10 protein-coding genes are annotated in these 12,011 nt (G+C 70.9%); 8 read left to right on the forward strand and 2 right to left on the reverse strand.

What is annotated here, in order from left to right; all coding sequences use genetic code 11:
• From VF289_RS11120 to VF289_RS11130, 3 genes are all read left to right on the forward strand, one after another.
• The coding region (locus VF289_RS11120; RefSeq protein ID WP_330883957.1) for a class I tRNA ligase family protein at positions 1–2,677 on the forward strand (2,677 nt) is incomplete at its 5' end.
• 162 nt (positions 2,678–2,839) lie between these two features.
• On the forward strand, positions 2,840–4,303 hold the full coding sequence (locus tag VF289_RS11125) for an S-layer homology domain-containing protein (RefSeq protein ID WP_330883958.1): 1,464 nt from the start codon (positions 2,840–2,842) through the stop codon (positions 4,301–4,303).
• 178 nt (positions 4,304–4,481) lie between these two features.
• Positions 4,482–4,925, forward strand: coding sequence for a hypothetical protein (locus VF289_RS11130; RefSeq protein ID WP_330883959.1), 444 nt, complete (start codon positions 4,482–4,484; stop codon positions 4,923–4,925).
• 112 nt (positions 4,926–5,037) lie between these two features.
• Here VF289_RS11130 and VF289_RS11135 read toward each other — a convergent pair whose 3' ends face one another.
• Both VF289_RS11135 and VF289_RS11140 read right to left on the reverse strand, forming a co-directional pair.
• Positions 5,038–6,609 carry a hypothetical protein gene (locus VF289_RS11135; RefSeq protein WP_330883960.1) on the reverse strand — a complete coding sequence of 524 codons (1,572 nt, stop codon included), beginning with the start codon at positions 6,607–6,609 and terminating at the stop codon, positions 5,038–5,040.
• Entirely contained in the window at positions 6,606–7,400 is a 795-nt protein-coding gene (locus VF289_RS11140) for a hypothetical protein (RefSeq protein ID WP_330883961.1), read from the reverse strand. Before VF289_RS11140 ends, VF289_RS11135 begins: the two co-directional genes overlap by 4 nt.
• 226 nt (positions 7,401–7,626) lie before the next feature.
• On the opposite strand from VF289_RS11140, the gene VF289_RS11145 reads away from it, so the two are divergent.
• The 5 genes from VF289_RS11145 (at position 7,627) to ftsY (ending at position 11,971) form a co-directional block, all read left to right on the forward strand.
• Positions 7,627–8,976, forward strand: a complete 1,350-nt coding sequence (locus VF289_RS11145; protein WP_330883982.1) for a folylpolyglutamate synthase/dihydrofolate synthase family protein — start codon at positions 7,627–7,629, stop codon at positions 8,974–8,976.
• Between the two features lie 2 nt (positions 8,977–8,978).
• The gene (locus VF289_RS11150) at positions 8,979–9,389 is read left to right on the forward strand and encodes a DUF4233 domain-containing protein (RefSeq protein ID WP_330883962.1); all 411 of its coding nucleotides are present in this window, start codon (positions 8,979–8,981) and stop codon (positions 9,387–9,389) included.
• 139 nt (positions 9,390–9,528) lie between these two features.
• Entirely contained in the window at positions 9,529–9,954 is a 426-nt protein-coding gene (gene ndk, locus VF289_RS11155) for a nucleoside-diphosphate kinase (RefSeq protein ID WP_330883963.1), read from the forward strand.
• Positions 9,955–10,084: 130 nt separating this feature from the next.
• A complete protein-coding gene (locus VF289_RS11160) occupies positions 10,085–10,243 on the forward strand; it encodes a hypothetical protein (RefSeq protein WP_330883964.1) in 159 nt (52 codons plus the stop codon).
• A 129-nt stretch (positions 10,244–10,372) separates the two neighbouring features.
• The gene (gene ftsY / locus VF289_RS11165) at positions 10,373–11,971 is read left to right on the forward strand and encodes a signal recognition particle-docking protein FtsY (protein WP_330883965.1); all 1,599 of its coding nucleotides are present in this window, start codon (positions 10,373–10,375) and stop codon (positions 11,969–11,971) included.
• Positions 11,972–12,011 lie beyond the last annotated feature (40 nt).

Raw genomic sequence — 12,011 nt, forward strand, 5'->3', positions numbered from 1 at the left:
GGAGCGCCAGGACCAGACCGTCACCGTCACCTTCCCCTTCACCGGGGAGAAGGCCGCCGCACTCGCGCTCGAGGGCGTGAAGGCTCTGGCCTGGACCACCACCCCCTGGACCCTGCCCACGAACTTCTCCCTCGCCGTCGGCCCCGAGCTCGAGTACTCGGTGGTCCCCGCCGGACCGCTCGGCACGAGCGACGGCACCGCCGCCGGAGAGGGCCGGTACCTCATGGCCTCCGCGCTGCTGGGCGGCTATGCCAAGGAGCTCGGCTACGAGGGTGCCGAGGAGGTCCTCGCCGCCCGTGAGGAGCGCGTCTTCGCCGGTGCCGAGCTCGAGCACGTGGAGTACACCCCGCTGTGGACGGTCTACTCCGAGGACCGCGAGAAATGGGGCACCGAGAACGCCTGGATCGTCACGGTCGCGGACTATGTCTCCACCGACGACGGCACCGGCGTGGTCCACCAGGCCACCGCCTACGGTGAGATCGACCAGCAGGTCAACGCCGAGTACGGGATCCCCGTGATCGTCTCGGTCGACGAGGGCGCGCAGTTCCTGGACTACTTCGCCGGCACGGAGCTCGACGAGATCGCCGGGGTGCAGGTCTTCGACGCGAACCGTCCTCTGATCCGGAACCTCCAGCGCTCGGGCCGCCTGCTGCGCGAGGCCAGCTATGTGCATTCCTACCCGCACTGCTGGCGCTGCCGGAACCCGCTGATCTACAAGGCCGTCTCGTCCTGGTATGTGAAGGTCGCCGACCAGCGCGAGCGCATGCTCGAGCTGAACGAGCAGATCGACTGGGTGCCCGGCAACGTCAAGGACGGCCAGTTCGGCCGCTGGCTCGAGGGAGCCCGCGACTGGGCGATCTCCCGCAATCGCTACTGGGGATCCCCGATCCCGGTGTGGAAGAGCGACGACCCGAATCATCCCCGCGTCGACGTCTACGGCTCCCTCGCCGAGCTCGAGGAGGCCTTCGGGACCCTGCCGCGCGATGAGCACGGCGAGGTCAACCTCCACCGTCCCTACATCGACGAGCTCACGCGCCCGAACCCCGACGACCCGAGCGGGACATCCACCATGCGCCGGGTCGAGGAGGTCTTCGACGTCTGGTTCGACTCCGGGTCGATGCCGTATGCGCAGGTGCACTACCCCTTCGAGAACACCGAGTGGTTCGAGTCCCACAACCCGGCGGACTTCATCGTCGAGTACATCGGGCAGACCCGCGGCTGGTTCTACGTCATGCACGTGCTCTCCACCGCCCTGTTCGACCGGCCCGCCTTCACCTCGGTGATCTGCCACGGCATCGTGCTCGGCGAGGACGGGCAGAAGATGTCCAAGTCGCTGCGCAACTACCCCGACGTGCGCGAGATGTTCGACAAGTACGGCTCCGACGCGATGCGCTGGTTCCTCATGAGCTCGCCGATCCTGCGCGGCGGCAACCTCGTCGTCGACGAGCCGAAGATCCGTGACGCCACGCGTCACGTGGTGCTGCCGCTGTGGAACGTCTGGTACTTCCTGGGCCTGTACGCCAACGCCGCGGGGGAGAAGGACGCCGCCGGGAAGCCGGCCGGATACCGGGGCCGTACCCGGTACGAGTCCACCGACGTCATGGACCGCTACCTCCTGGCCCGCACCGGGGACCTGGTGCGGGAGGTGAAGGAGTCGATGACCGCGCTCGCGATCGCCGACGCCGCCGAGCTGATCCAGGACTACCTGGACATGCTCACCAACTGGTACGTGCGCCGCTCCCGCGACCGCTTCTGGGAGGGCGATGAGCAGGCGATCGACGTGCTCTCCACGTGCCTGGAGACCCTCTGCCAGGTGGCGGCCCCGCTGCTGCCGATGGTCACCGAGGAGATCTTCAAGCAGCTCACCGGCGGGCGCAGCGTGCACCTGACCGACTGGCCCGATGACACGCTGTTCCCGCGCGATCCGGAGCTGGTCGCCCGGATGGACGACGTGCGCGCGATCGCGTCCGTCGGCAACTCGCTGCGCAAGAAGGAGCAGCTGAGGGCCAGGCTGCCGCTGGCCGAGCTCGCCGTCGTCCACCACGACCCGAGCTCCCTCGAGGCGTTCTCGGCGCTCATCGCCGACGAGCTCAACGTCAAGGCGGTGCGTCTGCTGGACGTCGCGAGCGAGGAGGCACGTGGCATGGGCGTCGAGCAGCGGCTCAGCGTCAACGCGCGCGCCGCCGGCCCGCGCCTGGGCAAGCAGGTGCAGGCAGTCATCAAGGGCTCGAAGACGGGCGACTGGTCCGTGGACGAGACCGGAACGGTCACCTCCGGTGGCATCGCGCTCCAGGAGGGGGAGTACTCCCTGGACCTGGTGGCCGGGGACTCCTCCGCGATGGAGGGCCACGTCGTGGGCGTGCTGCGCGGCGGTGACTTCGTGGCGCTGGACACCCGGGTCACCGCCGAGCTCGAGGCCGAGGGCACCGCCCGCGATGTGGTGCGTGCGGTGCAGTCCGCCCGTCGTGAGGCCGGCTTCGACGTCTCGGACCGGATCCGGCTCACCGTGGACGGTGACGAGCAGGTCGTCGCCGCGGTCGCCACGCACCGCGAGCTGCTCGCCGGCGAGGTGCTGGCCGTCGAGCTCGATGTGCCTTCGGCCCCGGCCGACGGTGCCCACACGGCGAGTGAGAAGGTCTCCGGCGGCACGGTGACGGTGTCCGTGGTCCGCGCCTGAGAGCTCTCCCGGGCTCGGCTCTCGAGCCGAGTCCGGGCACCGCCGTCGGGCCGTGCGTTGCAAGTCGGTATCGGCTGGTCATTCAGGGTTTTCCGGGTAGGGATGCAGGAATAGGATGAGCGCGGATCCTTCCTCCGGGATCCCTTCCCCTCGGAGATCACGATGGCTCGCAACACCCTGTCCTCCCCACCCCGTCGCCACGTGTCGTCCACGCTCGGCGATACACGATCGCGCGTGCACCGATCGCTGCTGTCCGTCCTCGCGCTGGTGTTGGTCGCGACCTCCACGCTCTTCGGTGCTCCGGGGGCTCGCGCCGAGACCCCGCCCGCCGGGCTCGGCGGCTTCACCTCCGGCTTCCTCATCACCGACACGCGGATGTTCGACGCCGACGCGATGACTCGCGCCGAGGTGGACGCCTTCCTCGAGGAGAAGGGGAGCCGGTGCGTCGACGGCAGCGACGGTGCGCCGTGTCTGAAGAACCTCACCGCGAACACGCCTCGACGGGCGGCGACCGCATACTGCGCAGCGATCCCTGCGACCACGCGTGCGAGCGTCGGCCGGATCATCACCGACGTGGCCCGAGCCTGCGATGTGAACCCGCAGGTGATCCTCGTGATGCTCCAGAAGGAACAGGGACTGATCACCACCCGGGATGCGACCCCGCGCCAGCTCGAGCGCGCACTCGGGTTCCGCTGCCCCGACTTCGAGGCCTGCGACCCGGCGTTCGGAGGGATCGTCCATCAGCTCTACTACGGCGCCTCCCGCCTGCAGGAGTACGGGGACCCGGCCCGCGGCTACCGCTACCAGGCCGGCCGCACCTACGACATCCAGTACAGCCCCTACGAGTTCTGCGGATACGGAGAGGTGAAGATCGCCAACCGGGCCACTGCCGCGCTGTACAACTACACCCCGTTCACCCCCACCCAGGCCACCCTCGACGCCGGAGCGGCGGCCGTGCCCGACGACGTCTGCGCGACCTATGGGAACCGGAACTTCTTCCGCACCTTCTCGCAGTGGTTCGGCTCCCCGACGGGTACGCCGGAGAGCCGATATCCGATGGCTGCGCCCTGGGGCGAGGATCCGGCCGCCCCCTTCGTCGATGTGCGGTACGGGCAGCAGGTCTTCTTCACCGAGATCGCCTGGATGAAGCACGAAGGGCTCTCGCAGGGCTGGTCGGACGGCACCTACCGCCCCTATACCGCGATGCGGCGGGACACGATGGCGGCGTTCCTCTACCGGGCCGCGGGCTCGCCCGCCTACACCCCGCCCGCGACCTCGCCTTTCAGGGACGTGAGCACCAGTCGGGTCTTCTACAAGGAGATCGCGTGGGCGGAGTCGGTGGGGATCACGGAAGGCTGGGCGGACGGTACCTTCCGCCCGTACGAGGTGATGCGGCGGGACACGATGGCGGCGTTCCTCCACCGGGCCTCGGGCTCACCCACCTTCACCCCGCCGGCCAGGTCCCCCTTCGTGGATGTCGCCACCGGCAGCGTCTTCTACACGGAGATCGCGTGGGCGGAGTCGGTGGGGATCACCAATGGCTGGTCTGACGGCACCTACCGCCCCACCAAGCCGGTGCTGCGCGACGTGATGGCGGCTTTCGTCTACCGGATGACGGTGGACTGATCCCTGTCTCTGTCTCTGTCCCTGTCCCTGCCCCTTGCCCGGCCTCGACGCCTTCCGCGATCGGGCTCTCGCCGCTGCGCAGACGGCGTGGACGCGTCCACAGCATCTCGGGGGAGACGGGCGGCCCGGTGCCGGGCGTGGGATGCTCGGTGCTGAGCTGTCGGACGAGGGGATGAGCATGGTGAGCAGACGCGGACTTCTGGGAGGGGCGCTGGCCGCCGCGGCGGCCGTGCTGAGCGGGTGCGGGCGAGGGCGCGCGCAGCTGGTCGAGGCGGCCGAGGAGGCGGCGACCTCCGTGGAGGGCGTCTCCGACGCAGCGCTGGAGATGGCTGACGGCGCGAACTTCGAGCGGCTGCTGCGGGGGACGGTCTCCCTCGAGGTCGAGGACCGCGCCGGGGGGATCGCCGTGTTCGACGAGGCGATGCGGGGCATCGTTACGGTCGTCCACGAGGAGCTCGACGAGGCGGAGGCGAAGAGTCTCCGGGTGGGGTGGATCACCGGCGTGCTCCCCGGCGGCGAGGAGATCACCCCGATGGAACTCGGCCCCGACCTCCCGGCGGCGAACCCGCGACGCGATCGGATCACGGCGGAGTCCTTCTACGGCAAGTACGGGCTGAACTGATTCCGGGCGCGACCTGTCCCGACGTCTCGATCGGGTTCTCGGCCCCCTCCGTCGCTCTCCTCAGGCTGCGGCGCTCTCTCCGGGACGTGGCACCAGCCTAGGGCCGCGGCGCTCAGGCCGGGCCGCGGCCCACCGTCACCACATGGGACTCCGAGACATAGGTGCCGTTCCCGAGGTACGTCCCGGTGAGGTCGTCCTGCAGCCCGGACAGGGTCGGATCAGTGCTCGTGGCACGCCCCACGCTGCCCGAGTACCCGGCATCCGCCTCCCCCTGCAGACCCACGGAGTCGTGGTTCGACTCGAGGATCGTGACGGGGTTCAGCGAGGGCACGGGATAGCCCGGCAGCGACACCTCGTGCCGGTTCGGAGCACCCAGGGTCCCGCCATCGACCTGCGCACCGCCCAGATCGAGGGTCGGGATCAGGTCGCCGCTGATCCCTCCGAGGCCGATACCGCCCTCGTGGCTCACGTTTACCGACTGCGTCGAGCCCTGGGCGGGGACCACGGTCTGCACGGGGGAGCCCACCGAGAAGGTGTGCGTGACGTTGTACGTGCCCGCTTCGCCGGAGGCGCTGTTGAAGCTCGGATCGGCGGAGAGATGATTCGCGACGATGCCGCCCTGGGAATGGCCGACGATCATCACGTCCGCTCCCGGCGGGATGCCGGCGGACTCCATCGCGGCGCGCACGTCGTCCATGGCCGCGGGATGCTGCCCGGCGACCAGGCGCAGGTTCGACCCCCAGTCGCGGGAGTTCCCCTGCCCGCCGTAGGCGCCCGGGACGTCGGACAGGGCCGCCCCCTCCGTGGGTGGCACCTGCACGATGTAGGCCGGTTCGCCGCCGCCGGCGCGGTGCACCTCCTGGATGCCGATCTGCCCGTTCTCCAGCGGGCCTCCGGGATTGTCCATGCGCAGCGCGTCGTTCTGCAGGATCAGGTCCTGCAGGGTCTGCGGGCTCTGTGCAGGGCCGGAGTCGGTGCTCACCGACTCGACGATGCCGCCGGGCCGGTCATCGAGCAGCGCCGTGTCCTGGCCGGCGACGGCCTCATAGACTCCGACTCCCGCTGATCCCACGGTCAGCAGTCCGGCCGCACCGACCTCGGAGAGGGTGGGGACCCGCTCGCCGGTGGCCCAGTCCTCGAGGATCCCGCCCAGGTGCCCGGCGTCCCGCTGGAACTGTGCGATCCCGGCCGTGTTCACCCCGAACAGCCCGAGTCCGCTCTCGAGCAGGTCGATCCCAGTGTCCGCTCCCCAGCCGATCCCGTCCGAGATCAGCCCGGCGAGATCCGAGACCGCGCCCTCGACCGGGTTCTCGAGCCAGTTCGGGATCCAGGGGTTGTCCTCGTGGAGGTACCCGCCGCTGGAGTTGGAGGAGTCGGCCGGCGGGATCGTGGACGGCCCGGGAGCAGAGGTGCCTGCCGCACTCGAGACGACGTCCTGCTGGTCCGCCTCGCCGAGGGCGCTGTCGCCCAGGGCGAGCAGCTCGGCGCAGATGGCTCCGAGCCGTCCGGTGGCCAGCGCCGTCCAGCGACTGCGGAACTCCGCGGCATCGGGGCCCTCCCACGGGGCTCCCTGCACCGCGTTCCCGAGGCGGGCGGTGATCTCCTCGACCTCCCCGGAGGCCGTCCGCAGACGCTCGGCATGATCGCGCACCTGCGCGGTGTCCATCCCGTAGAAGGAGCTCATCGCGCACCGCCCGAGGCCGCGCAGGCGGCCGCGAAGCGCACGCCCTGCTCCAGGATCGGCAGGAGAGTGCCGAGCACGTCGCCGCCGTCGACCGGATGGACCTCCAGGGCGGGGCCGGCGGGCTGGTCCATCCGGTAGAGGCTGTCGGTGCCGGTCACCCAGAGACGGGACCAGCTCACCGGCAGCTCCGTCACGGTGCCCCGAGGGTCGTGGAGGGTGAGGGCGAGGGAGAGGCGCGGGCCGGGGGCCGTCAGCGCATCGCGCAGAGCGGCATCCAGGCCGGGCAGGCTGGTGAAGGCGTCCTCAGCGGGGACGCCGCGTTCGAGGGCGGCACGGGCGAGGCGGGTCTGCTCGGGGGTCAGGCCCCGTGCCTCGGCGCGCCGCCGGATGTCCAGACGCGGGGGATCGAGGTCGACGCCGACGTCCTCGAGGAAGGCGGTGATCACTGCGGGCACTTCCGCCACGGCGCTCTCGGTCCACTGCGAGGGCTGGTCCCCGTCGGCCCGTTCGATGGTCGCGCCGCTCGGGTCCAGGCCGAGGCGCAGGCGACGGGTGCGCGCCCCGATGGTGACCGCCACGACCAGCAGCGCGGGAGCGGTGAGCTGTCGCAGCACCAGATCGATGCTCGCGTCATCGGGGGCAGCTCCAGGTGTCGATCCGGGACCCTCGGACGGCACATGCGCCGGGTCATCGAGCAGCGCCCGGTACACCGGGTTCCACTCCGCACCTGCGTCGGGCGTCTGCTGCACCCACTGCGCGGCCTGTTCCACGGTCGCGATCACCTGCGTCATCGCACCCTCCTCATCTCCCCTGCGGCGCTGTCGTCCGCCAGCCTGGTGCCGAGACTATGAGAGAGGTCGCACTCCTGCGATGGGTAGTTCTGCCCATGTGGACGCCGCCGTGGTGGGGAGGAACGGTCCCAGCCGTCCCTCGTACACTGATCTGCGCCTCGTCCACCTCTCACCTGCAGGAGCCCCTGTGCCGAATCCTCCCCGTCCGGGCGTCTCCCGCCCGGCCATGTCGCCCGAGCTGCGAGAGGTCTACGCGGCGCTGCTGGAGCGCGCGCCGGAGAACCGGATCGCACCGGATCTCTCCCGCATCACACGGGTCATGGAGCTGATGGGCGATCCGCAGAACTCCTACCGGTCGATCCGCATCGCCGGCACCAACGGCAAGACCTCCACCGCCCGGATCCTGGAACGGATCCTGCGGGAGGCCGGTCTGCGCACCGGTCGCACGACCAGCCCTCATCTGCGCTCACCCGTCGAACGGATCGCGATCGACGGCGTCCCGATCGACGAGGACGGCTTCCTCCAGGCCTATCGTGACGTCGAGCCCTTCGCGGCGATCGTCGACGCCGAGCAGGAGGCCGTCGGGGGAGTGCGACTGACCTATTTCGAGTACCTCACCGCGATGGCCTTCCAGGCCTTCGCCTCTTCCCCGGTGGACGTCGCCGTGGTCGAGACCGGGCTCGGCGGCACCTGGGACGCCACCGGAGCGGTCGCCCCCGACGTCGCCGTGATCACTCCGATCTCCCTGGACCACCAGGAGTACCTGGGGGAGACCGTTGCCGAGATCGCGGGCGAGAAGGCGGGCATCCTCACAGCGGACGCGACCGCTGTCATCGCCTCCCAGCCCTTCCAGGACGCCGCGGACGTGCTGCGCGAGCGCATCGCCGAGCTGGGGGCCGAGGCCGCGATCGAGGATCAGCAGATCGGGGTCCTCTCCCACACCCCCGGCGTCGGCGGCCAGATGCTGACCCTCCAGGGCATCGCGGGTCGGTACGAGGAGGTCTTCCTCTCGCTGCTCGGCGAGCACCAGGCGCGCAACGCTCTGCTGGCGGTCGCCGCCGCGGAGGCGCTGCTGGGCGATGGGAGCACGGCGCTGGACGGCGAGCTGCTGAGCGCCGCGCTGTCGAGCGTGACCTCGCCCGGTCGCGCCGAGGTGGTGCGCCAGGCCCCCACGATCCTGCTCGACGCCGCGCACAATCCGGCCGGTGCGCTCACGCTGGTCGAGACCGTCCGCGAGAACTTCCGCTTCACCCACACCGTGGGCCTGCTCGGCATCCTCCAGGAGAAGGACGCCGCCGACATCCTCGAGGTCCTCGAACCGCTGCTGGACAGCGTGGTCATCACCCAGTCCAGCTCACCGCGAGCGATCTCCACGGACCGCCTCGCGGACCTCGCCCGCGACATCTTCGGGGATGAGGACCGGGTGGTCGAGCAGGCGAGCCTGCCCGATGCGATCCAGGCCGCCGTGGACCTCGCGGAACAGGGCGGCGACCAGTTCGGGGGCGTGGTGGTGGCGGGTTCGGTGACCCTCGTGGCCGAGGTCCGGGAGATGCTCGGCGTCCCGGAGGAGGACTGATCATGGCGCTGGACCTCACCCCCTCGCCCCGGCCCCATGGCGCGCAGCGGATGTTCTCCATGACGATCCTCGTGATCGAAGCCTTCGTGGTCTTCTTCGCCGTCCTGGCTGCGCACCAGCTGGTCCCGGAGGACAGGACCCTCACCTGGACGTGGGGCCTGCTGACCATGCTCGCCCTGCTGGCATGCTCGGGGATGCTCCGTCGCGGCGCCTGGCCCTACTGGCTGGGCCTGCTGCTGCAGCTGCCCGTGATCCTGCTGGGTCTCCAGGTCACCGCCATGTGGGTGGTGGGGGGCGGTTTCGCGCTCCTCTACGCCTACAGCGCCGTCAAGGGCCATCAGCTGGACCGTGAGAAGGACGCCGTGGACGCCGAGGTGCTCGCCGCACGCGACGAGCCGGAGCCCACGCCCTGACTCCTGCTGAGCCGGTCACGACCCCTTCCGAGCCGGCGTCGGTCGACGCCGCGCCAGCATCGGCCGCTTCCGAGCCTGCGCCGGGCACGAGGTGGACAGGCGGGAGCGGCGCCGCCGAATCCGTGGGTACCCTGGTGCCATGACCGCACAGCGCACCCTGATCCTGCTCAAGCCCGATGCCGTCCAGCGCGGCCTGCGGGGGGAGATCCTCCGCCGCATCGAGACGAAGGGCTACAGCATCCTCGCCCTGACCCAGCGCACCGCGACGGCCGAGGAGCTCTCCGCCCACTACGGCGAGCACGAGGGCAAGCCCTTCTACCCCGGCCTGGTGGAGTACATGGGCTCGGCCCCCCTGGTCGCGATCATCGCCGAGGGCGTCAACGTGATCCCGGGCTTCCGTTCCCTGGCGGGTGCCACCAACCCCACCGAGGCCGCTCCGGGCACCATCCGCGGGGACCTCGCCTGCGAGCAGGACCTGCCCGTCATCCAGAACCTCGTGCACGGCTCGGACTCCGAGGAGTCCGCCGCACGCGAGATCTCGATCTGGTTCCCCGAGCTCGGCTGAGCCTTCTGCCACGGCAAGGGTCTCCTGCGTCGGTGAGCGCCGTCCGCAGCGGTGAGGGTCTCCCGCAGCGGTGAGGCGCGCCTCACGGCGCGTCGCCCCCTCCAGAGTGCTCGCAGTGCAGAATATGGACATGGATCTGCCCTTCGTCGTCATCGTCTTCCTGGCTCTCGCCGTGCTGCTCGCCGTCGGGATCCTGGTCGCGGTCGCGCGCCCGCATCTGAGAGCGTCGAAGACGGAGGCGGACCACAGGTCCGAGGATCGGCGCCACATCTCACGCACCGGGCGCTGAGCGCTCCACCGGGGCAGCTGGCCATGCCGGTGCGTGGCGGAACGGCGCGTGGAGGCGCATGGAGGAAGTCTGCCTAGACTGGCAGCTGTTCTCGCCGCACTGTCGGCGTCTCGAGCTCGGAGGTGACCCGTGGATCCCGATGCCCTACTCGCACTGATCGCCGGCGGCGGTGGTGGCGTGCTCGTGCTCGGCGCAGGCGCCTGGGCGTACATCCGCAGCCGGGGCCGCACCCGGTCCTCGGACGAGGACACCCGGGACGACAGCGCGTCCTCCGGCTCCTCCACAGAGGACCGGACCTCGCGCAGTGCGACGGCGGTCAAGGACCGCCCGGCGGCACCGACCTGGGCCGACACCCTCTCCGCGCCGACGACGAAGAGCCCGACCACCGGTCCTGCGGCCGGCGAGCGGGCCCCGGCGGCACCTGCTGGCCCGGATGCCGAGGCAGCGGCCGGAACCCAGGGGACCGATACCGCCACGCCGGACACCGGGACCACGCCGACCACCGGGACTCCATCGGCCGACGGGGGAGCGGCGCCCCAGGGACCCGTGGTCGACACCGGGGCCGCGTCGACGGGCGCCGATGCCCCCTTCGACCAGGAGACCGCCCCGGCGAGCGGTGAGGTCCAAGACGAGCCCGCGACGACAGCGCCCTCCGCGGAGGATTCCCGGGCCACGGCTCCTGCGCAGCCCGCCCCCTCCGACGAGGCATCCGCGCAGCCCGCCCCCGCCGATGAGGCGCCGTCGGTCGCACCTGCCGGCGCGGCGATCGAGACGCCCGAGGCCCCGGCCGATCGCATGGTGCGCCTGCGGGAGCGCCTCTCCCGCTCGGGTGCCCTGGGGCGCGGGATCCTCACTCTGCTCACCCGCGGCAACGGCGTGGACGAGGACACCTGGGACGAGATCGAGGAGACGCTGCTGCTGGCGGATCTCGGCCCCGATGCCACCGACGAGATGCTCGGGAACCTCCGCCGGCGCATACAGGTGCTCGGCACCGATGATGCCGAGGCGGTGCGCGAGGCCCTGCGCGACGAGCTCGTGGCCCTGGTGAACCCGGATCTCGACCGCCGCCTGGCGGCCACCCGCCGGGAGGCGCCCGACGGCACCGAGGTGCCGTCCGTGATGCTGATGGTGGGCGTCAACGGCACCGGCAAGACCACCACCGTCGGCAAGCTGGCTCGCGTCCTGGTCGCCGCCGAGCGCACCGTGGTGCTCGGCGCCGCGGACACCTTCCGCGCCGCCGCCGCCGACCAGCTCCAGACCTGGGGCTCGCGCGTGGGCGTGGACACCGTGCGCTCGGACCGCGACGGCGCCGACCCCGCCGCCGTCGCCTTCGATGCCGTCAAGGAGGGCATCGAGCAGGAGGTCGACGTGGTCATCATCGACACCGCCGGGCGCCTGCAGAACAAGAAGGGCCTGATGGACGAGCTCGGCAAGGTGCGGCGCGTGGCGGAGAAGGGCCTGCACGGCGATCACGTCGCCGAGGTCCTGCTGGTCATCGACGCCACCACCGGGCAGAACGGCATGCAGCAGGCGAGGGTGTTCTCCGAGGCCGTGAATATCACCGGCATCGTGCTCACCAAGCTCGACGGCACCGCCAAGGGCGGCATCATCGTCAACGTGCAGCGGGAGCTCGGCGTGCCGGTGAAGATGGTGGGCCTCGGCGAGGGAATGGACGACCTCACCCCCTTCGACCCGTACGGCTTCGTCGACGCGCTGCTGGAGGGCTGAGCCGACGCCTGCGGGACCACCGGTTCCCGTGGGCGCCGGT

It is taken from the genome of Brachybacterium sp. (assembly GCF_036379615.1).
Lineage (GTDB): Bacteria > Actinomycetota > Actinomycetes > Actinomycetales > Dermabacteraceae > Brachybacterium.